Raw genomic sequence first — 21,859 nt, forward strand, 5'->3', positions numbered from 1 at the left:
TCAGGTTAAATAGTATATTTTGAGTTTAGTAAACGGCTTTCCATCCTTGTTTTTTCCAGTAAGCAATAATGGGTTTGTAAGGTCCATACTTATGCTGTTCTTCAGAGAAATTATCATTAAACGGACTGTGTGCATAATCGATAGGTTTACCCATTTTATCCGGATAATCAAATGTTTTAGGATTTGGTCTTGTATGCTGTGAATCGTCATTTACATAAGCTGCAATATCAAGCGCTTGTTTGTCTGTAAGATACGGTTTTCCTAGTTGAACTTTATCATAAGGCATATTGCTTTTTAGCCATTGTGCCTGTTTGATCACGCGGTGCATGCTTGAACCAGGCTGATAACCGTATTGTCCCCAAAGTGGAGGATAAGTATAGCCTGATTTATCTGCATTATAAACTCCTTCACCATTATTTCCGTGGCATCTTGCGCAGTTTTCAGCAAATAAAACTTTTCCTCTTTCTGGGCTTGCGGCAACATCTGGAAATTCGATTTCTAAATTTTTAGCTCCTTTAAACTTACCGTCTTTTGGAACAAATTTACTGATCCATTTAAAGTAGGATAAAAACGCCACCATTTCTTTACTATCCAACGGAAGCGGTTTTCCAGAATGCGGACGCATAATGCAGTTATTAACTCTTTCTGCTAAAGTAAGTACTTTGTTTTCGCGCCCGCGATATTGTGGATAATTGTCATGCGAAGACATTAAATTGAATGCATGAGGTTTTGTTCCCGCATCTTGGTGACAATTGGTGCAGTTCATTTTATTGCCTAAGTATTGTCCGTTTTTTCCGTTTGGACCAATATAATAAGCCGTTTTCATCATTAATTCTCTACCATAGCGAACCGATTCTCCAAATTGATCATCTGGAATTTGAGAAGTATCAATTGTGATGTAACCTTCATCTTCTTCTCCTTCTTCGATTGCTTTTGAAGCTAAAGTTTGAGAATTGGTTTTAGTACAGGAATTGAAAACAGCTATTGAAAATGCTGAAAAAAGTCCGATAAGAATTGTTTTTTTCATGGGTACTATTTTTTTAATTTAGAAGAAAAGGTTTTAGTTTTTCTTCAGGAATAAAGATGGTTCTGTATGGCGGAATTTCAGATTCTAAAGCCCATAACAAAACACCTTTTTTATTGGTTAAAACGGTAATATGTCTTTTAGAACAACAAACCAAAAAGAGGTCTTTATTGATCATATACGCACTTCCCATTCGGTCGTTGTAAATATCTTTTGGCAATTTTATATGAAAATCCAGATTTACTGAATTAGTTTTTTCATCTACTTTTAAGGCAAAAACAGAAGATTGTTTTATATCGACACCATTGTCAAAAAACAATAAACTTCCTTCTTGATCAATATGTGCGGCATGCGCCTGAGAGAAATTGGTGTCCGGAGCCATTTTCATTGTGCCCCCTTTTCCTAATTTCCAGATTACTTTCCCTGTTTTAGAATTGATTTTCCAAATCTGACCATTGTTGTAGAAAGAAATTAAAAAGTTTCCATCTGTATCGTAGCTCAAGCTGTTGGCGTGTGTCCAATCCTTTTTAGTTTTTATTAAATCTTTATCTTTAAACGGATCTAAGTCATCAAAAACACTCCATTTCCAGAGTTGTTTTCCTTTTTTATTTAAGATTACAATTCCGTCTCCGTTGATCGTATCTTGTTTTTTTCCTCCAATAGAAGTTAAATCAATTATTTTTTGTTCAACAGTTAAAGCGACAATTTCGTCAGCCGATTTTTTTATGATTTCGTGATGAAGAACTTGCTTCAAATCGCCTTCACCTTTTTTGATGTGAGTTAAAGTATCGCCTTGAAGGTTAATTTCTAGAATTTCGCTTCCATAACTTGTTGGTTCGTCATTTGTTCCTAAAATGGAAAGAATGGTTTGGTCTTTTGTAAAATGAGTAACTTTAAATCCAGTTCCTTCAAGCGTATGGTACCATCTTAAATTTCCTTTGTAATCTACAATATAAGCCGTTCCGGGAGTTTCTCTTTTCGCTAAAAGCATAAAGCCTTTTTTGAAATTTTCAGGAAGCAATTCTGGTTTCGGACAATTGGCTTTGAATTGTTTTTGAAGCCATTCTGGAAGTTTTCTAGATTTGAAATTATAAACTTTACTAGTTTGTTTGTTTCCGTCTTGAACTGTAACTAGTTGATAACTATACTTAGTTTCTGGAGTGATGTTGCAAAGTACCAGCGAGTGTTTAAGACCAGATTTTGAAATAGGAGAGGTTATTTTATTTTGATTTCCTTCTTTGTCCGACCAATATTCTGCATATACCTGCGCTTGGTCATTCGTAGTAACATCGATCTGAATTTTCAATTCGTTGTTGCTATGAGTGCCAATATTGATATTAGAGATAATTTGGCTTTTAGAACAGCTAGCGAATGCCAGCAAGACTAAAATAAAACTTCCTTTTACTATTATTTTTTTAATCATCTGAAAAGCTTCTTTTTGTGAAACAGAAAAATACTTTTATTGTTATTAAAAATCAAGAATAGACAGACATTTAACTGTCTATTCTTGATAGGTATTCTTTATTGTCTGTCGGCGTTGCTTAAATTTGGATTAAGGTCAACCTGACTTTGTGGATAAGTATAATATTTGTTTTGTGGCATTTTGATTAAAGCTGCCTCTCCAACTCTAAGGTGGTACGCATTTACTAAAACATCATATTTGTTCATTCTGATCAAATCTGCACGGCGTTTTCCTTCATAGAAAAGTTCCCAGCCTCTTTCTTGCAAAATAGCATCTCTTAAACTAGTTTGCGTTTGGCCAGATAAAACTAAAAGCTTAGCATGCGATCTTCCTTTGACCTTATTGATAAGATCAATTGCTTCCTGAGTTGGTCCACTGATTTCGTTTAAGGCTTCAGCTCTGCTCAATAAAACATCGGCATAACGAAGGATATTTACACTATGGCCATCATAATAAGTTGTAGTTTCATCATCAGCATATTTTTTTGTAGAAACGTCTTGCATATATAATTCTCCAGCTGGTGGCTGAGCTCCCAATGAAGGTGCTTGTTTATGAAGAAGACCATCTGTACCCATAAATTCTGGGAAAAAGCATTGTTTTCTCTCATCTTCATCACCAAAAGTGTTGTAGAAATCCCAGTTTACAGTATAATACTGCCATCTGTTTTGAACTACAGGGTGATCAACAGGGCCAAAGTGGTTTAATAACTCTGTTCCGTTTGTGTTGGCGTCACTTAAAGAAGAAAAGATGTTTTCGCTGCACCATTTGTTACTTTCTTTAAACAAACCTAAGTAAGAAGGATAAAGTTGGTATTCGTTTAAATCCATTACTTTTTGAGTATAGGTAACTACTTTTTGCCAATCGTGGCTTCTCAAGTATAATTTTGCTAATAATGTAAGTGCTGCACCTTTTGTAGCACGTCCTACATCATTTGTACCGTAAATATCATTGTTTTTGTAATTAACAGGAAGTACATCAGCAGCTTCAGTTAATTCTTTAATCATAAAAGCATCGATTTCTTCAACAGATGAAGGCGGAGTTTGATCTAAATACCCAGGGTTTCCTAAGTTTGCTTCTGTAATTAGAATTACAGGACCCCAAGAGTCTGTCAAATCCATATAAGCAGAACATCTTAAGAATTTAGCTTCTGCAATAAATTGTGCTTTTTCTGCAGCTGTAATACCGCCCATTGGTGTAATGTTGAAAATAGCGTTGTTTGCATTGGCAATCAATTTGTACATCGCGTTCCAGTCTTCTCTTAAAAGACCGTTTGCAGAATTCCAAGTTCCCAATGATAATTGTCCTGGATCTCCTCCAAATTGACAGTGTCCTAAATCTGTAGCAATATCAGTCAAAGCAAAGTGCCTTGTAGCCCAATACGAGAAGTTATCGCCTACAGATGGCCCTTTTAATCTTCCATAAATGGAATTGATAGCCGCAATAGCATCCGACTTTGTCTGATACCCATTGGTATTAGTCAAGCTGCTATATACCGTGGGATCAAGATCCTGATTGCAAGAGACTTGTGTTCCAGCGGCAAGTAAAAGTAATAAGATTGTATATTTTTTCATTTTAATCAATTTAATGTTACTATAAAGCATTTTAGACTAGTGAATTGCTACTTTAATTCCAAGTATAAAAGTTCTCGAAGCTGGGAATGAGTTAAAATCGATTCCACCGCCTAAATTGTTCGTAGAGTGTCCATTTACTTCAGGATCATTTCCAGAATAATTTGTAATCGTCAATAAATTTTGTCCGATTGCATATAATCTGATGTTGTCAATAAACTTCACAGTTTTTAATGCACTTTCTGGAATTGTATATCCGATAGAAACATTTTTTAGACGTAAGTAAGAAGCTTCTTCTACAAATTTAGAATTCACATAACTTCCGTATTTGCTTTTGTAATATCCGTCTCTCGGAATATCTGTATTCTCATTTTTTCCAGCAACCCAACGATTTAATGCATCAGTGCTTGTAGAAGACTCTCCCACCATTGCAGTCATATTGTAAACTGAATAATCAAAAGCGCCTTGGAAAAAGATATTCATATCAAAATTTCTATATCTGAAATCGTTATTAAAACCAGCTACATAATGAGGAATAGTATTTCCTAAATAGGTTCTGTCTTTTGCTGTAATAGTACCATCGCCATCAATGTCTACATATTTAGGATCTCCAGGTGCAGATAAAGGCTGAGGCGCGTAAGTTTCTCCTGTTTTGATAACTCCTGCATATTTATAACCATATAAAACTCCCATTTCTTTTCCAGGCTCCAATCTTGTAAATTCTTGACCAGAAACTACTCCACTTGGGTTAGAAGTATTTGTACTAATAATTTTAACGTTATCAGCAAGAGATACAATTTCTTGTTTATTGTAAGCTACATTTAATGAAGTAGTCCAAGTAAATTTATCCGTTCTAAAGTTCGTAGTGCTTATTCCTAACTCAATACCATGATTGTCAATAACTCCAGAGTTAATTCTTTGAGTGCCAAATCCCCACCATCCTCCAACAGGAACATTTAAAAGAGCATCTGTAGTTCTTTTTTTGTAGTAATCGAATGTAATAGAAAGCTTGTCATTAAATAAACCTAAATCTAAACCGATATCAGTTTGAGCTGTTTCTTCCCATTTTAGATTTGGGTTAGCTAGGTTTGCTGGTTCTGTTCCTGCAACAAATTCATCTGGAGCAATAGTAACACCCCAAGAAGACAAACGGCTCATGTAAGCATAATCCCCAATACCATCGCTACCTGTAATACCATAACTCGCTCTCAATTTAAGTTCAGAAACTGCTTTTACGTTTTGCATAAAAGATTCGTTAGAAATTTTCCAAGCAACAGCTCCAGAAGGGAAAATACCAAATCTATTGTTTGGACCAAAACGAGAAGAACCGTCTTTTCTAATAGTGAAAGTGGCTAAGTATTTATCGTTGAATGCATAATTTAACCTTCCAAAATAAGAAGTCAATTTCGTTTCTGTTTTTTCCGTTTCAGGTTTTAAATAAACTGAAGCACCTTGCAGATTGTAATAAGTCAATAAGTCGCTAGAGAAACCTGTTCCAGCCGCTCTTACTCGCTCGTATGTATCTTTTTGGTTAGAAGTACCAATCATTGCTGTAATGGCATGTACTTCTTTAATGTCAAATTTATACGTTAAATACTGTTCTGTACTCCATCTGAAATAGGTTTTGTTTTCCTCAGAACCTGAACCTTTTAACGCAGCTCCAGCTACTAAAGTACTAGGAGTATATTTTCCTTCAATATTTTCCTGCCATTCAGCACCAGCGCCAAAGTGGTATGTTAAACCTTTAATAATCTGATAATCTAAAAACATGTTTCCGTTTACCAATCTATTAATAATGTGGTCAGTAGGTTCCAGTAAAAGTGCTAAGGCATTGTCTTTTCCTTGGAATTTATAGTATGAACCATCAGCATTGTAAATTGGAATAGTTGGAGGAGCAGTCTGAATAGAGAACATTGGAGATAAAATATTATCGCCAAAATCGCTATTATTTCCTTCAGCAACAGCACCATAAGCATTCATACCCATGTTCAGCTTATCGTTGAATTTTTTCTCAGCTCCCATTCTCACACTGTATCTTTCAAAATCAGTGTTTACGATAGCTCCAGTTTGTTTTAAATAGTTTCCAGAAAGAAAGAATTTTGAAGTTTGGTCACTTCCGCTAAATGTAAGCGTTCTATTAAGCACTTCTCCTGTACGAGTTGCAGCGTCAAACCAGTTAGTGTTGGCAACAGGAAAACTAGAAGGGAAAAGTGGTGGTCGTCCGTTTTCAGTATTAAGAGCATTCTGATAATCGGCATATTGCTGTCCAGTCATTAAAGAAGGCTCTTTTATGATATTTTGAAAACCATCAGAAATCTCAGCCTCAACATTCATTTTTCCAGCCTTTCCTTTTTTTGTTGTAATCAAAATTACCCCATTTCCTCCACGAGCACCGTAAATTGCTGTAGAAGCGGCATCTTTAAGAATCTGAATGTTTTCAATGTCATTTGGGCTTATCGAAGCTCCAGTACTGGTAATGAATCCGTCAACAACATACAACGGAGCATTAGAAGTATTGATAGAGTTTCCTCCTCTAATTATTACTGACGGATTTGTTCCTGGCGCATAACTATTTTGCTGAACCTGTACTCCAGAAGCACGTCCTTGAAGAGCTTGTCCGACGTTTGCAACCGTTCCGCCTAAGTTTAAATTGTCTTTGCTAAGAGAACTTACAGAGCCCGTAAGGTCTTTTTTCTTAGACTTTCCGTATCCAATAACAACTTCGTCTAATTTTTGTCCAGCTTCTTTCATGACAATTTTTAGAGGAGAACTTCCAATGCTTACTTCTTGATCTTCCATACCAATGTAAGTAATCACCAATTTTGTTGCATTGTCAGGAACTGTAATAACAAAACTTCCGTCTACATCAGTCTGAACGCCCTTCGTGCTACCTTTAACCACAACATTGGCGCCTGGAAGAGGCATACCGTTCTGATCTTTTACTGTACCTTTTACAGTTTTTTCAAAAAACAGCGCTGTATTGGTTTTTTCAGAAATATTTATAGAAGAAGCTGCAGAAGCTTGAAATGTAAAAACTAATAACGAGAGAACTGTTATTCCGATTTCTTTGCGGGATAAATTGTTAAGCCGAAAATCTCTTGGCTTTTTTTGGGTTAATAATTTCATACTTTGAATTGGTTTTGGTTAATGTTTAATTGTTTTTTCTTTGTTTGTAGGTTTTAGATTTCTTTTTTGATCTGGAAATTCATTTTGTCTTTTTAGTTGTGTTTTCGATTGAACTGTTTTTTATACAAACCCGATGCTTCTTTTTTGCTTCTAAACACTGCTTGTTTAGTTCGTTTTTCTTCTTTTTTTAAGCTTAAAAATCACCTGAAATTTTGCATAATTAACTTAGTTTTAAGATTAATCTCTGACGAAACTAGAGATTATATTTTTATAAAACAAGAAAAAACACAAAAAATGTGCTCGAACACACAAAATTCATGTTCTCGAGCACATAAAATTATGCGAATCGTTTTTTTTGACTTAAATTGCTGTGATATTTTTAAAATAATTTTGAAAAAGCAGTGTATGCGAAATTGATGGTTTTTTGAATTATAAATAAGGATTTATTAAAAACTTATGAATTTCGCAATCACTAAACTAAAAACGTAAAAATTAAACAGTCTTTTCTTATCTTAGAAAGGGGTAGAATTTTAGATTTAATTATGAATTTGATTTGTTTTTCTATTCAATTTTTGAACTATATTGGTCATGGTGAAAAAAGTCAAAATTGAGAAATGAATTAATGGTCATTTTGACCTTTTTTGAAAATGAAAAATTAACAGATTTTAAGAAGCGGAATTTTGAAAGAATATCACGTACAAATAATAGATAAAAATCAAAAGAGTGAAACTCAGATTTTAGATTCCTTTTTTTGGGAAAAAGCAGATTGTCTAACCGATTTTACTTCTCCATGGAATAATAATTCGGTTTTAAGAATTGAATTTCGTGCGCTTTGGGATCAAGAAAACTTATATTTCAATTTTCGAGTTTTTGATACTGAAGTATATATTGATCGGAAAGATGATAGTGTAGATAGTATTTGTAATTCAGATCGGGTAGAGCTGTTTTTTAGAAGTAATGACAAACTGAATCCTTATTATTGCTTGGAAATTGATCCTTCGACAAGATTGCTAGATTTTTATGCTCTTCCAAATAAAATTTTTGATTACGAATGGAAATGGCCTGAAAATCATATTAAATTGGAATCTTCTTCAGATGAAGTTTCTTTTACAGTTGCAGGAGTAATTAGTATTGCATCTTTAGAAAAACTAGATTTAATACATGATAATGTTATTGAAACAGGAGTTTACAGAGCAAAATTTTCCAAAGATAAAAATGGCAACTACGAGCCAACCTGGATTACATGGGTAGATCCAAATACTGTAGAGCCAAATTTTCATATTGCCTCTTCTTTTGGAAAGTTTGTTTTGGTGAAATAATTAGCCACAAAGGCGCGAAGACGCAAAGTTTTTTTACATTATAATTTTAATTGCCTCCAGCTTTAGCTGGAGGTTTTAGAATATCAACCAAAATGGCTTTAGCCAAACTTGAGTAGTTTGGCTAAAGCCATTTCCTATCTTATTTTAGCACCTCCAGCTAAAGCTGGAGGCAATTCAAATTTCTTTTTTTCCAAAAAAAACCTTGGGCCTCTGCGACTTTGCGAGATTCAAAAAAACCTTCGTATCTTATTGCATTAGCGGCAAAACCCCTTTAACTAACATAAAAAGAAGCATTCTCTACATTGATAATGTCAATAGGAAGCAAAATAGTTTCTGGAATATCTTTTCTGAATAAAAAGTGCTCTACTAAAGTGCTGACGCCTAAATAAGCCTGTCTCTTTTGATTTTGATGGATTAAAAAATGAACCAACCCCTGATTTAAGAAGCTGACGTTTTTGTCAATTAAATCATAACCAATTAAGGCGATTTTTTTGTCTGTTAAATTAAACAGAGTAGAAGCAATTTGATAAGCTTTTGAAGTGGTGATGAAAATACCGCACAAATCTGGATTTTCATTTATAAAAGCGGGTAGCTTAGTTTCTATATTGGAATATTTCAGTTTTAATGTGGTTAAAGAAAAATCGGGAAGATCTTTTTCTTCAAAATAACTCCTAAAGCCTCGTTCTTTTTCCTGCATGTGAACCGCGTTTTTAAGACTCTCGTCAATATGGATAATTGCGATTTGGCCTTTCGGCAGAATTAAATTCATTAAACTCGCGGCAACACGACCGCTTTTGTATAAATCCTGTCCAACAAAACTTTTTATTGATGAAGATTCCACCTGGTTATTAAAAGTGTTTACTATAATTCCCAGTTCGTCATATTGTTTTATGATTTCTACAGTCTCTTTATGGAAAAGAGGTGCTAATAAAACAGCGTCTGGTGATCGAGTTATAATAGTTTCATGAACTTTAAGGAAAGATTTTGTGCTTTCTGGATTAAAATAATGTGTTTCGATGACAACATTATAAGCTTTATATTCTGTTATTGCATCTTGAATTCCGTTTACACATGGAAGCCAGTAAGGGTCAAATACAGGATCTGGAAGTAAAACGCAAATGCGGTACACTTTTGTGCTTTTTAAATTTCGCGCAATTAAGTTGGGTTCGTAATCAATTACATTTAGAACTTCATTGATTTTTTCGAGCGCAGCAGGAGAGACTTTTCCTCTGTTGTGCAGCACGCGGTCTACAGTTCCTTTAGAAACTCCAGCCATTTGTGCTATATCCTTAATTGTGTACTTTTTATCCATATGAGCAAATATAAAAACTTTGAGTTAATAAACGTGAATTTTTTGTAAGAATTACATAATGTGCTCGAGAACATAAAAAAAGTGTGTTCGAGCACATTTTTTGTTTTTTTCTTGTTTTATAAAAATATAATCTCTAGTTTCGTGAAATCAAAACCGAAAAACTAGAATAAAAATATAACCTAATAATGTTGTAATTTGTTGAATTACAATATTTTAACACAATGTGTTTACGTGAAAAAAATTACATCATTAGCTCCCGGCCGAACTTGTCTGTTTGGTGATCATCAGGATTATTTAGGGTTGCCTGTCATTGCTTGTGCGATAGATCGAAGCATTAAATTAATAGCAAAAGAAAATCAGACTGACACATTTGTTCTGAATATGATTGATATTAATGAAATTAGGATCATCGATATACATGAGACTTTCGAAAAATTAGAATCTAGAGATTATTTTGCATCCTCATTGCGTGTCTTGCGCAGATATGGATGCAAACCAACTTCAGGTTACACAATTACAATTACTGGAGATATTCCGATTAATTCAGGTACATCGAGTTCATCGGCTTTATTGATGGCTTGGATTCGTTTTCTAATAGAAGCTTTTGGAATCGATCATGAAGTTACGCCTGCATTTCTCTCAAAATTAGGCTACGAGTCTGAAGTATTGGAGCATGGAGAACCTGGCGGGATGATGGATCATTTTAGTATTGGAGTTGGAAATATTGTTTACATTAATACTAAAAAGCCTTTTTCTTTTGATGTTATAGGAACAGAGCTGAAAGGATTGATTACTGGAGTTTCGGGTGTTCCAAAGGAAACTATCGGACTTCTTGGTGAGTTGAAAGGAAATGCTTTAATGGCGATTGATTTGGTTAAACGCAATTATCCGCAATTTGATTTGAATGCTTCGGAAATTGAAGATTTAGATAAATATAGAAATTGTCTCCCTGACCGTCTGATTCCATTTTTTGAAGCGGCTGTAAAAAATTACCATTATACAAAAGAAGCTTTAAAGGAATTTCAAAAGCCAGTTTTAGATCTAAAGAAGATTGGCGCTTTAATGAATGGTCATCATGAAGTTTTGCGTGATTTGCTGAAAATAACGGTTCCTAGAATTGATGCAATGGTCAATGCTGCATTGAAAGCAGGAGCATACGGAGCAAAAATCGTGGGCTCTGGCGGTGGCGGAAGTATCGTGGTAATTGCCGATCCTAGGAATGAAGATGCGGTTATTAAGGCAATTTTAGATGCAGGAGCACAAGAAGCGTATGGGGTAAATGTTGATCCAGGAGTACGAATTATTGATAATATTGAAAATTAAAATAAAATGCACGACAGTTTAGTGATTTTAGCCGGCGGAGCTTCTTCTCGTATGAAAAAAGAAGCGGTTACAGATAATTTATCTCCAGAAGAAATTGCGCAGGCCAACGAAAGAAGTAAAGGTTTAATTGGTGTTGGCGCAAGCGGAAGACCTCTTTTAGATTACCTTTTGTGGAATGCGAAAAAAGCAGGCTATAAAAACATCTATATTATAATAGGAGAACAAGGAGAGTTGTTTAAAGAGTTTTATGGCAGTAAAATGAAGGATAATGATTTTCACGGGCTTAATATTTCATTTGCGATTCAATATATTCCTGAAGGAAGAGTAAAGCCTTTTGGGACTGCAGATGCTTTGTTTCAGGCTGTAGAGCAATATCCAGAGTTGAATTCGCAATTTTATTCGGTTTGCAACAGTGATAATTTGTATTCTGCTGAAGCATTGCGCGCTTTGAGAGAAACTGAAAGTCCAAATGCTTTTATTAGTTATGATCGTGATGCAATGGATTTCCCGTTAGAGCGTATTTCTCGTTTTGCCATTGCCAAATTAGATCAAAACAATCAGCTGTTGAATATTTTGGAAAAGCCTACAGAAGAAGATTTGGAGCAATATAAAGATTCAGAAGGTAAGATTCGTGTCAGTATGAATGCTTTTAAGTTTAACGGCAAGACCTTATATATACATCTTAAAAATTGCCCTGTTCATCCAGAACGTGATGAAAAGGAGCTTCCAACGGTTCTTTTGAACTCAGTTAAAGAAAATCCGCAAACTACTATCGGAATTCCGTTTTCTGAGCACGTACCAGACTTAACAGCTAAAGAAGATATTGCCGAAGTAAAAACATATTTAGCAAAATATTATCCTGATTTAAATTGGAATAATAAAAATTAACAAAACTTTCATATCTAAATTAGAGAATAAGGAAATTTAATGTAGTACTTTTGTTTTGCAAAAAAAATGCAGATATTTGCATAAATTACGCAATCAATAATGTGAGAGTTGATTCTAATTTAGATTTTGAATTAAATAAATCTATAACTAAATCAACCAAAAATTATGACAAACATTCAAAGTACATTACAGGTAGAGAAAAAAAGTGCCATTGTTCCGATGGTAATTTTAACCTTATTGTTTTTTATTCTAGGATTTGTAACCTGGCTTAACGGACCATTAATTCCGTTTTTTGAATTAGCTTGCGAACTAACTTCTTCGCAAGCCTATTTTGTGACTTTCGCATTTTATATTGCCTATTTTGTTATGGCAGTTCCTTCTTCGTATATCATTGAAAAAGTGGGTTATAAAAACGGAATTTCTCTAGGATTATTGGTTATTGCTGCAGGAGCTTTTATGTTTTATCCAGCAGCTTCAAGCCGTACATTTCTGCTGTTTTTATTAGCCTTATTTATCATGGGAACTGGTTTGGCGGTTTTGCAGACAGCTTCAAATCCCTATGTTGTTGTAATTGGTCCAAGAGAAAGTGCTGCGGCAAGAATCAGTGTTTTAGGAATTGCAAATAAACTGGCAGGATTTGTAGCGCCGATTGTGCTTACGGTTCTTGTTTTGTCTAATATGCAGGACTTTACAGCAGACAAAATTGCCTTGATGGATGAAGCTGCAAAAACGAGTGCGTTAAATTCTCTTGCATTACAATTACAAACACCGTATCTTTATATGGGGTTGATTATTACTGTTTTAGCTCTTATGGTGAAATTTTCTCCTCTGCCAGAAATTGATTTGGATGAAGAAGGGAATGTATCGAATTTAAGTGTTTTTAAGCAGATTAAAAATGCTTTTCAGCACCCACAGTTGGTTTTAGGAGTAATTACTCTAATGCTGTATTTATCTGCCGAAGTTTTAGCGGGAGATTCTATCGGAGCTTTCGGAAAACAGCTTGGAGTATACGGTGAAGGAGGGAATTTCTATCTAAAACTAACATCATTTACCATGTCAGCAATGGTTATTGGATACGTTCTTGGAATAGTCCTGATTCCTAAATATGTTTCGCAAGTCACTGCTTTAAAAGTGTCTGGATTGCTAGGTTTGGTGCTGGTTTTAGCGATTGTTTTGATTTCTCCGAAAATAATGATTGCATTGCCTGGAACTCCAAATATACCATTGGTAATATTTTTAGTAGCACTTTTAGGATTGGCAAATGCATTATGCTGGCCGGCAATCTGGCCAATGGCATTAGAGGATTTAGGAGGGTATACAAAAATAGGAAGCGCTATTTTGATTATGGGAATTATTGGCGGTGCAGTTTTTCCACTTTTTTACGGAATGATCACTGAAAGCATTAATTCTGCAAATCTTGCAAAAAATATGCAAGGTGTTTCAAAAAGCGGTAATCAATTGGCATATCTAATGCTGCTGCCTTCTTATGCAATGATTTTGTTTTATGCTGTTAAAGGGCATAAATACAGGAAATGGTAGCTGAAGAATACATTGGGTGATTAAAAAAAAGTAAATATTAACACATAGAAACATAGATCTTTATCTTTAAAAAGAAGAGAGTAAAAGAAACTGGTTTCCACACATAGATAAGCTATGTGCATTTAAATTAGTGAAACGCCTTTTTTAATTAAGCAAAAAAACTATGCTTCTATGTGTTAAAAATATTCACCAATGGGTTTGTTTAGAAAGAAAAAAATAAAAATTAATATATCATGTTAAAAAGTAAAATCGACAAAGCAACAGGTTTCGAAAAACGATTCGAAAACATTAACACAGTTGTTTTTGAAAATTCAACAGATGCTTCAAAAGAGGTAGCGCAAGAAATTGCAGCTTTAATTAAAGAAAAACAAAAAGAAGGAAAACCATGTATTTTAGGATTAGCTACTGGTTCTTCTCCAAAAGGTTTGTATGCAGAATTAGTGCGTCTTCATAAAGAAGAAGGTTTGAGTTTCAAAAACGTAATCAGTTTTAACTTGGATGAGTATTATCCAATGGAACCAAATTCAATCAACAGTTATGTTCGTTTCATGAAAGAACTTTTGTTTGATCATGTCGATATTTTACCTGAAAACGCTCACGTTCCAGACGGACTTTTAACAAAAGAACAAATTGCAGATTATTGCCACGAATATGAAGCTAAAATCGAAGCTTTAGGCGGAATCGATCTTCAGATTCTTGGAATTGGAGGAAACGGACACATCGGATTTAATGAGTCTGGATCGCTTCAAAACTCTAAAACGCGTTTAGTGGCTTTAGATCATATTACAAGAGTGGCTGCAAGTAAAGATTTCTTTGGTTTAAATAATACACCAAGAACAGCAATTACGCTTGGGGTTAAAAAAATCATGGAAGCAAAAAGAGTGATCTTGTTGGCTTGGGGTGAAGGAAAAGCAAACATTGTAAAAAAATCTGTTGAGGATGAAGTTACAAACCGAGTTCCTGCTTCATTCTTGCAAGAGCATAACAACGCAGTTTTTGTTTTAGATAAAGAAGCTTCTTCAAAATTAACGAGAATCAACAAGCCTTGGTTGGTTGAAAAAATCGTTTGGACAGACAAATTAACTCGTAAAGCAGTTTTAGGATTGGCATTAGATCTTAAAAAACCAATTTTAATGCTTACTGATGCTGATTATATCGAAAATGGTATGAGTGATTTGTTGGCAGATTCAGGTCCAGCTTACGATACTAACATTAAGATATTTAATAAATTACAAAACACAATCACGGGTTGGCCAGGTGGAAAACCAAATGCAGACGATACAAATCGTCCTGAAAGAGCAGAACCTGCTAAAAAACGTGTGTTGATTTTCAGCCCGCACCCTGATGATGATATTATCAGTATGGGAGGAACTTTTATGCGTCTGCAAGAACAAGGGCATGAAGTGCACGTAGCATACCAGACATCTGGAAACATTGCAGTTGCTGATGATGAAGCTTTACGTTTTGCAAGATTCGTAATTGATTACAATGAGAAATTCGGAATCAAAAGCGAAGAAGCAGATAACATCTACAAAAAAGCAGAAGCATTTTTACAGAACAAAAAGAATAGTGAAATTGATATTCCAGAAGTTCGTTACATTAAAGGTTTAATCAGAAAAGGAGAGGCGAGAGCTACAAGTTATTTTGTAGGTCTTCCAGATTCTCAAATTCACTTTATGGAATTGCCTTTCTACGAAACAGGAACAATCGAGAAAAAACCAATTGGACCAGAAGATATTCAATTGACAGTTGATTTGATTGAGAAAATTAAACCACATCAAATTTATGCAGCTGGAGATTTAGCAGATCCACACGGAACGCACAAAGTTTGTTTGGATGCGATTTTTGAAGCGGTTAAAGTTTTAAAACCAAAAGAATTCATGAACGACTGCTGGTTGTGGTTGTACCGTGGAGCTTGGCAAGAGTGGGGAATTGACGAAGTTGAAATGGCAGTTCCGATGAGTCCAGATCAGGTTTTGGCAAAACGTCACGGAATCTTCAAACACCAATCTCAGAAAGATGGAGTTGTTTTTCAAGGAACAGACGCAAGAGAGTTCTGGCAGAGAGCAGAAGACAGAAACCGCGAAACAGCAGAATTATACTACCAATTAGGTCTTGCGACTTATGCGGCAATGGAGGCTTTCGTGAGATGGCATTACTAAGATGCTAAGGTTCTGAGATTCTAAGTTTTTTTAGTCTTTTAGAAAATTAGTAATAAAGTTTAAATAATATTTTTGAAGCAGGAAGAGGGAACGGAAATAGGTTCTTTTTTCTTGCTTCTTTTTTTGTTTAGATTCTAAGTTGCTGAGTTGCTGAGAGACTAAGTTTTAATCTGTGAGAATCCTTTTAATCTGTGGCAAAAGAAAAAATAAATGGTAGTTTTGCATGAAATGAAATAAGCAGAAAATCTATTAAATCTTTCCTCTTGCTTCTTTCTTCTTAAAAACCATGGATCAAGACAAAAAACAACTCATAAAATTAGCACACACCAAAATGCCTTTCGGGAAATATGAAGGGCGATATTTAATTGATCTTCCAGAATATTATGTGGTTTGGTATCATAATAAAGGATTTCCAAAAGGAGAATTAGGGCAGCAATTGCAATTGATTTATGAGTTGAAATTAAATGGATTGGAGGAATTGATTCGAAATATCAAAAAACAATATCCAAAACCTTAATTCAGAAAAAGAAGGTTAATTTAATTGTTGATAACTTAGATTGGATCGCCCTAGTTTGTGTTAGTCGTTTTCTATTTTTGTCAGAACTAACAAAACAATTTTTTATGGAAAACAATTTACCTTCTTCAAATGCTGGCCAGTCACTAGGTATTATCGCTTTAATTTTTGGTATTATCGGTGTATTAGCGGCATTTATCCCTTGCTTTGGTTTTATTGCAGTTTTATTCGGAATTCTTGCAATTGTATTTGGAGCAATTGCTTTAAATCAAGCAAAAAAAGAAAATGCATCGACTTCTTTGCCAAAAGCTGGTCTTTATTTAGGAATTGCGGCAACAATCTTTGTTATTATCTGGGTTGCAATTTTTGTAGGTTCAGTAGGTTCTATGGCTTTAGAACATAAAGATGAGATTCAGAGAGCGTTAGATTCTGTCAAAGTGGAACAAATACAAACAGATGATTCTTTAAATGTAAAAGTGCAGGTAGATTCTACTACAATTGAAACTACTGTAAAATAACTTCTTGAATAAAATGTCTGTTTATCAAGAAATTGATTCTTATAAAAAGATAAATGTAATTTTGATTTTCATAATTATGTTTATCTTTTTTTATTGCTTTTTTCTTCCCTATTTAAATTTCGGTTTGCAATCATCTTGTGAAGGATTGCCGTTGGTATACTGTAAAAGCCGCGGACTTACTAGGGCTTTTTCTCAGATACTTAGACTTCATTTTCAGGAAGCAATCGTTTTAAACCCGTTTTCTATTAAAATTTTTTGTTTCTTTTTCTTTCAGCTTATTGCTAGGTTTTTGATCAATTGGATCATTTCTTTTCCTCTATTCAAAAGGGTATTAATTTTTGATGTATCAATAAGTGTAATTTTTTTCCTTTTTTGTTTTTATAATTTAATACTTCCTTACTAGAAATTAATTAGATTGTATTTTTGAGTTTTAGTTGTGGATTTTTAGCTAATAATGATAAAAAGCATTCATTTTGATAATATAATTGATAGGGAAGTATATAAAATAAAATGTGCTTAAAATTTTAAAAATTATCTCATTCTGGAATTGATAAATTGTCTAATTAAATTTGTACTTTTGCCAAGTTTTTTACACAACTACTTACAAACAAACAACAGAATGAATCAAACAAAATATATTTTTGTTACAGGAGGTGTGACCTCTTCATTAGGAAAAGGAATTATCGCGGCATCTTTGGCAAAATTGTTACAAGGAAGAGGATACCGCACTACAATTCAGAAATTTGATCCATATATTAACGTAGATCCGGGGACACTAAACCCGTACGAGCACGGAGAATGTTATGTGACAGATGATGGAGCTGAAACTGACTTAGACTTAGGACACTACGAGCGTTTCTTAAACGTTCCTACTTCTCAGGCTAATAACGTTACTACAGGAAGAGTTTATCTTTCGGTTATTGAAAAAGAAAGAAGAGGAGAATTTTTAGGAAAAACAGTTCAAGTTGTTCCTCATATCACAAACGAAATCAAAGACAGAATGCAATTGCTAGGAAAATCTGGCGATTATGATATTGTAATTACTGAAATTGGTGGAACGGTTGGTGATATCGAATCTCTACCTTATATAGAATCTGTTCGTCAATTAGTTTGGGAGTTAGGTGAAAATAACGGAATCGTTATTCATTTAACATTAGTTCCTTATTTGGCTGCAGCAGGAGAGTTGAAAACAAAACCAACTCAACACTCTGTTAAAACTTTAATGGAGAGCGGAATTAAAGCCGATATTTTGGTTTGTAGAACGGAGCACGAATTGTCTCAGGAATTACGCCAAAAATTAGCTTTATTCTGTAATGTGAAAAAAGAAGCTGTAATTCAGTCAATTGATGCTTCTACTATATATGAAGTTCCGAATTTAATGCTTGAAGAAGGATTAGACGTTGTAGCTTTAAAGAAATTGGATTTACCTAAAAAAGCATCTCCAGATCTTAAAAACTGGAATACTTTCTTAAAAAGATTAAAAAGCCCAAAACAAACTGTAAATATTGGTTTGGTTGGAAAGTATGTAGAAATGCAGGATTGTTACAAATCTATTTTAGAAGCGTTCATCCATGCAGGAGCTGCAAACGAAACAAAAGTAAACGTAATTTCTATTCACTCAGAGCATATCAATGCAGATAATGTGGAAGAGAAATTAGGCTCTTTAGACGGAGTTTTAGTTGCTCCAGGTTTTGGTGAAAGAGGTATTGAAGGAAAAATCGAAGCAGTTCGTTTTGTACGTGAAAACAACATTCCTTTCTTCGGAATTTGTTTAGGAATGCAGATGTCTGTTATCGAATATTCTAGAAATATTTTAGGTTACGCGGAAGCAAATTCAACAGAGATGAACGATAAAACGCCTCATCCAGTTGTAAGTTTAATGGAAGAGCAGAAAAACGTAACAGACAAAGGAGGAACAATGCGTTTAGGTGCTTGGAAATGTGATATTAAACCAGATACTTTAGCGTATAGAATTTACGGAGAAAAAACTATTTCGGAGCGTCACCGCCACCGTTATGAGTACAACAATAAATATGCTGATGAATTGCAAAAAGCTGGTTTAAAAGCTTCTGGAGTTAACCCTGATACAGGATTAGTTGAAATCGTAGAGCTTGAAAATCACCCATTCTTCATTGGTGTACAATACCACCCAGAATACAAGAGTACTGTTGCAAATCCGCACCCTATTTTTGTGAACTTTGTGGCAGCTGCTGTAAATGCGCATAAAAAATAATAATTATATTCTGTGAAGATGTAACATTTGAGTTAAACTCATTACTAATAACCTTCAACGAGTAACTTTTTTAAATTAATAATGGAAGAAAAAAAATTAGACCTCAATTCAATCATTGGTTTTGTATTGATCTTTGGAATTTTGATTTGGATTATGTACCAAAATCAGCCTTCTGAAAAAGAAATCGCTGCTGAAAAAGCCAAGAAAGAATTGGTTGCTAAACAAGAAGCACAAGCAAAAGCAGATAAAGCTAAAACTGCGTCATTACCAGCTGCAGCTGTAACTCCTGGAGATACAGTTCAATTGGCTCAATTGCAAAAAACTTTAGGAGGATTTGCTTATTCTGCAACACTTCCTTCTGCAAAAGAAGCTTTTACTACAATCGAAAACGAAAAATTAAGATTGAAGATTGCTAATAAAGGTGGATATATTGTTGAAGCTACTTTAAAAGAATTTGAAAAATTTAAAAAAGGTTCTGGGCAGTTGGTTGAGTTAATCAAAAACAACAACTCAAACTTAAATTTACAGCTTCTTACTACAGATAATAGAACATTAAACTCTAAAGATTTGTACTTTGAACCAACATTAGAAAAAATTGGTGCAGACCAAGTTCTTTCCATGCGTTTGAAAGCTGGAGCAAATGAATTTTTAGAGTACAAATACATTCTTAAACCAAACGATTATTTGGTTGGTTTTGATATCCGTTCTCAAGGTTTGAACAGAGTTTTAAATTCTGCTAAACCATTAAATTTGGCATGGGATTTAAAAACATACAGAAACGAAAAAAGTGTTTCTTATGAAAATCGTTTTGCTGAAATTAATTACAAGTATGGAGATGCAAAATACAGTTATGTAAATAGTCATGGACAAGGAAAAGAAGAAACGCCTGAGAAACTAAGTTATGTAGCTTTCAAACAGCACTTCTTTGCTACTATTTTATCTACAGAAAAGCCTTTTGAAACTTCTAAATTACAATCTGACGATTTAGTTAAAGACGAAAAAATCGATACTGTTTTTACTAAACAGTTTAGAGCAAATTTACCTTTAGCGTTTACAAACGGAGAGATCGATTACAAAATGAATTTGTACATGGGTCCTGTAGACTATAAAACATTAAAAGCTTACGATAAAAATTTCGATAAAATCATTCCTTTAGGATGGGGAATTTTTGGATGGATTAACAAACTAATCTTCATCCCATTATTCGGATTCTTAAGTTCAACAGTTGGATTGTCATTAGGAATTGCAATCATTATTTTTACCATTATCATCAAATTGGCTATGTCGCCAATTACCTATAAGTCATTCTTGTCTCAGGCTAAAATGAAAGTTTTAAGACCTGATATCGCTGAGTTGGGAGAGAAATTCAAAAAAGACCCAATGAAGAAACAACAGGAGACAATGAAATTGTACAACAAAGCAGGTGTAAACCCAATGGCAGGATGTATCCCGGCATTGATTCAGTTGCCATTTATGTATGCATCGTTCCAGTTTTTCCCTGCAGCGTTTGAATTAAGACAAAAAAGCTTCCTTTGGGCAGACGATTTATCTTCTTTTGACTCAATTGTAAAATTACCATTCAATATTCCAATGTATGGAGATCATATCAGTTTGTTCCCAATCTTGGCAGCAATTGCGATTTTCTTCTACATGAAAATGACTTCAGGAGATCAGCAAATGGCAGCGCCTCAGCAAGAAGGTATGCCAGATATGGCAAAAATGATGAAAATCATGATTTATGTTTCGCCATTAATGATGTTAATTTTCTTCAATAGTTACGGAGCTGGATTGAGTTTGTACAACTTTATTTCAAACTTAATTACAATCGGAATTATGTTTGTGATCAAGAATTATATTGTAGACAGTGATAAAATTCACGCTCAGATTCAAGAAAACAAACAAAGAGAGCCTAAGAAACCAAGTAAGTTTCAACAGCGTCTTCAAGAAGTAATGGAACAACAAGAAGCAGCAAAAGCTCAGAATAAGAAAAAATAATTCTCAATAAAAAAATCTCGATTTATCGGGATTTTTTTATACCATTATAATTTATAATTAAGATTTTCGTTAAGCTTAAAAATAGAATTTACCATGATCTCAAAAAAAATCATATTTGGATTATTATTCCTAACCACATTAGTTTCGAATGCGCAAACTGATATTAATAAAGTCGACGCAGCAGGAAAAAAAGACGGACTTTGGAAAGGAACTTATACTGAATCTAAACGCCCTCGCTACGAAGGAACTTTTGATCACGGAAAAGAAACTGGTGTTTTTAAATTTTTTGATGATACAAAAAAAGGTGACATTGTAGCGACAAGAGATTTTAGTGCAAATGATGGGAGTTCATACACTATTTTTTATGATCAGAACAAAAACAAAGTAAGCGAAGGAAAAGAGATAGGAAAAGCTCGCGAAGGTGAATGGAAATATTACCATAAAGCTTCTAAAGTTTTGATGACGGTTGAGAATTATAAAAATGGGAAGCTAGAAGGTTTGAAATCTATTTATTATCCAAATGCTCAATTAGCAGAAGAGATGACATATAAAAATGGTTTGAAAGAAGGTCCTTATAAAAAAATAGGACAGGACGGAACACTTTTGGAAGAATCCTATTTTATAAATAACGAATACAACGGACAGACTGTTTTCTATGATTCAGACAAATCTGTTGCTTCCAAAGGGAAATTTGTAAATGGTAAAAAGGCGGGAATCTGGCAGTTTTATCAAAAAGGGAAATTGGTAAAAGAAGTAAATATGAGTGATCCTAAAAACACGAATAAAGCTTCAGAGAAAGGTGCTGCACCGAAAAAGTAGTAGTCTAATAAGTTCAGAATTCATTCATTAAAAAATAAAATAGGTAAAGAATAAATT

General features: G+C 34.1%; 16 protein-coding genes. 11 read left to right on the forward strand and 5 right to left on the reverse strand.

Features of this window, described 5'->3' with window-relative positions; genetic code table 11:
• Positions 1–25: 25 nt before the first annotated feature.
• The 4 genes from PQ463_RS01465 to PQ463_RS01480 all read right to left on the reverse strand — a co-directional run bounded on the left by PQ463_RS01465 (position 26) and on the right by PQ463_RS01480 (position 7,180).
• Positions 26–1,027 (reverse strand): c-type cytochrome, encoded by a 1,002-nt coding sequence (locus tag PQ463_RS01465; RefSeq protein WP_274255970.1) that lies wholly within the window; start codon positions 1,025–1,027, stop codon positions 26–28.
• A 13-nt stretch (positions 1,028–1,040) separates the two neighbouring features.
• Positions 1,041–2,447, reverse strand: a complete 1,407-nt coding sequence (locus PQ463_RS01470) for an aryl-sulfate sulfotransferase (RefSeq protein ID WP_274255971.1) — start codon at positions 2,445–2,447, stop codon at positions 1,041–1,043.
• Between the two features lie 98 nt (positions 2,448–2,545).
• Positions 2,546–4,057 carry a RagB/SusD family nutrient uptake outer membrane protein gene (locus tag PQ463_RS01475; RefSeq protein ID WP_274255972.1) on the reverse strand — a complete coding sequence of 504 codons (1,512 nt, stop codon included), beginning with the start codon at positions 4,055–4,057 and terminating at the stop codon, positions 2,546–2,548.
• Between the two features lie 36 nt (positions 4,058–4,093).
• A complete protein-coding gene (locus tag PQ463_RS01480; protein ID WP_274255973.1) occupies positions 4,094–7,180 on the reverse strand; it encodes a SusC/RagA family TonB-linked outer membrane protein in 3,087 nt (1,028 codons plus the stop codon).
• A 680-nt stretch (positions 7,181–7,860) separates the two neighbouring features.
• Here PQ463_RS01480 and PQ463_RS01485 point away from each other — a divergent pair.
• Entirely contained in the window at positions 7,861–8,499 is a 639-nt protein-coding gene (locus PQ463_RS01485) for a sugar-binding protein (RefSeq protein ID WP_274255974.1), read from the forward strand.
• A gap of 271 nt (positions 8,500–8,770) precedes the next feature.
• On the opposite strand, the gene PQ463_RS01490 is transcribed toward PQ463_RS01485, so the two are convergent.
• Complete coding sequence (locus PQ463_RS01490) at positions 8,771–9,811, reverse strand: LacI family DNA-binding transcriptional regulator (RefSeq protein ID WP_274255975.1); 1,041 nt, start codon at positions 9,809–9,811, stop codon at positions 8,771–8,773.
• Positions 9,812–10,042: 231 nt separating this feature from the next.
• Here PQ463_RS01490 and PQ463_RS01495 point away from each other — a divergent pair, with 231 nt between their 5' ends.
• The 10 genes from PQ463_RS01495 (at position 10,043) to PQ463_RS01535 (ending at position 21,802) form a co-directional block, all read left to right on the forward strand.
• The gene (locus PQ463_RS01495; protein ID WP_274255976.1) at positions 10,043–11,134 is read left to right on the forward strand and encodes a GHMP family kinase ATP-binding protein; all 1,092 of its coding nucleotides are present in this window, start codon (positions 10,043–10,045) and stop codon (positions 11,132–11,134) included.
• A 6-nt stretch (positions 11,135–11,140) separates the two neighbouring features.
• Positions 11,141–12,022, forward strand: coding sequence for a sugar phosphate nucleotidyltransferase (locus tag PQ463_RS01500; RefSeq protein ID WP_274255977.1), 882 nt, complete (start codon positions 11,141–11,143; stop codon positions 12,020–12,022).
• A 165-nt stretch (positions 12,023–12,187) separates the two neighbouring features.
• Complete coding sequence (locus PQ463_RS01505) at positions 12,188–13,561, forward strand: sugar MFS transporter (RefSeq protein ID WP_274255978.1); 1,374 nt, start codon at positions 12,188–12,190, stop codon at positions 13,559–13,561.
• Positions 13,562–13,794: 233 nt separating this feature from the next.
• Positions 13,795–15,723, forward strand: a complete 1,929-nt coding sequence (gene nagB / locus PQ463_RS01510; protein ID WP_274255979.1) for a glucosamine-6-phosphate deaminase — start codon at positions 13,795–13,797, stop codon at positions 15,721–15,723.
• A 286-nt stretch (positions 15,724–16,009) separates the two neighbouring features.
• Positions 16,010–16,240 (forward strand): DUF3820 family protein, encoded by a 231-nt coding sequence (locus tag PQ463_RS01515; RefSeq protein WP_111286778.1) that lies wholly within the window; start codon positions 16,010–16,012, stop codon positions 16,238–16,240.
• Between the two features lie 104 nt (positions 16,241–16,344).
• Complete coding sequence (locus PQ463_RS01520) at positions 16,345–16,755, forward strand: DUF4190 domain-containing protein (RefSeq protein ID WP_111424036.1); 411 nt, start codon at positions 16,345–16,347, stop codon at positions 16,753–16,755.
• Positions 16,756–16,831: 76 nt separating this feature from the next.
• Positions 16,832–17,158: a DUF2752 domain-containing protein gene (locus PQ463_RS23405; RefSeq protein ID WP_443135203.1), complete on the forward strand. Its 327-nt coding sequence runs from the start codon at positions 16,832–16,834 to the stop codon at positions 17,156–17,158.
• A gap of 216 nt (positions 17,159–17,374) precedes the next feature.
• Positions 17,375–18,988, forward strand: coding sequence for a CTP synthase (pyrG, locus tag PQ463_RS01525; protein ID WP_119789787.1), 1,614 nt, complete (start codon positions 17,375–17,377; stop codon positions 18,986–18,988).
• Positions 18,989–19,069: 81 nt separating this feature from the next.
• Positions 19,070–20,983, forward strand: a complete 1,914-nt coding sequence (yidC, locus tag PQ463_RS01530) for a membrane protein insertase YidC (RefSeq protein ID WP_274255980.1) — start codon at positions 19,070–19,072, stop codon at positions 20,981–20,983.
• Positions 20,984–21,076: 93 nt separating this feature from the next.
• Positions 21,077–21,802: a toxin-antitoxin system YwqK family antitoxin gene (locus PQ463_RS01535; protein ID WP_274255981.1), complete on the forward strand. Its 726-nt coding sequence runs from the start codon at positions 21,077–21,079 to the stop codon at positions 21,800–21,802.
• The last annotated feature ends 57 nt before the right edge of the window (positions 21,803–21,859 follow it).

Source organism: Flavobacterium sp. KACC 22763, assembly GCF_028736155.1.
Taxonomy (GTDB): domain Bacteria; phylum Bacteroidota; class Bacteroidia; order Flavobacteriales; family Flavobacteriaceae; genus Flavobacterium.

What these genes read in the sequence shown, in the direction of transcription:
- PQ463_RS01465 (WP_274255970.1), bottom strand. Translation starts at nt 1,027, where the DNA reads ATGAAAAAAACAATTCTTATCGGACTTTTTTCAGCATTTTCAATAGCT.
- PQ463_RS01470 (WP_274255971.1), bottom strand. Translation starts at nt 2,447, where the DNA reads ATGATTAAAAAAATAATAGTAAAAGGAAGTTTTATTTTAGTCTTGCTG.
- PQ463_RS01475 (WP_274255972.1), bottom strand. Translation starts at nt 4,057, where the DNA reads ATGAAAAAATATACAATCTTATTACTTTTACTTGCCGCTGGAACACAA.
- PQ463_RS01480 (WP_274255973.1), bottom strand. Translation starts at nt 7,180, where the DNA reads ATGAAATTATTAACCCAAAAAAAGCCAAGAGATTTTCGGCTTAACAAT.
- PQ463_RS01490 (WP_274255975.1), bottom strand. Translation starts at nt 9,811, where the DNA reads ATGGATAAAAAGTACACAATTAAGGATATAGCACAAATGGCTGGAGTT.
- PQ463_RS01500 (WP_274255977.1), top strand. Translation starts at nt 11,141, where the DNA reads ATGCACGACAGTTTAGTGATTTTAGCCGGCGGAGCTTCTTCTCGTATG.
- PQ463_RS01505 (WP_274255978.1), top strand. Translation starts at nt 12,188, where the DNA reads ATGACAAACATTCAAAGTACATTACAGGTAGAGAAAAAAAGTGCCATT.
- nagB (WP_274255979.1), top strand. Translation starts at nt 13,795, where the DNA reads ATGTTAAAAAGTAAAATCGACAAAGCAACAGGTTTCGAAAAACGATTC.
- PQ463_RS01515 (WP_111286778.1), top strand. Translation starts at nt 16,010, where the DNA reads ATGGATCAAGACAAAAAACAACTCATAAAATTAGCACACACCAAAATG.
- PQ463_RS01520 (WP_111424036.1), top strand. Translation starts at nt 16,345, where the DNA reads ATGGAAAACAATTTACCTTCTTCAAATGCTGGCCAGTCACTAGGTATT.
- PQ463_RS23405 (WP_443135203.1), top strand. Translation starts at nt 16,832, where the DNA reads ATGTTTATCTTTTTTTATTGCTTTTTTCTTCCCTATTTAAATTTCGGT.
- pyrG (WP_119789787.1), top strand. Translation starts at nt 17,375, where the DNA reads ATGAATCAAACAAAATATATTTTTGTTACAGGAGGTGTGACCTCTTCA.
- yidC (WP_274255980.1), top strand. Translation starts at nt 19,070, where the DNA reads ATGGAAGAAAAAAAATTAGACCTCAATTCAATCATTGGTTTTGTATTG.
- PQ463_RS01535 (WP_274255981.1), top strand. Translation starts at nt 21,077, where the DNA reads ATGATCTCAAAAAAAATCATATTTGGATTATTATTCCTAACCACATTA.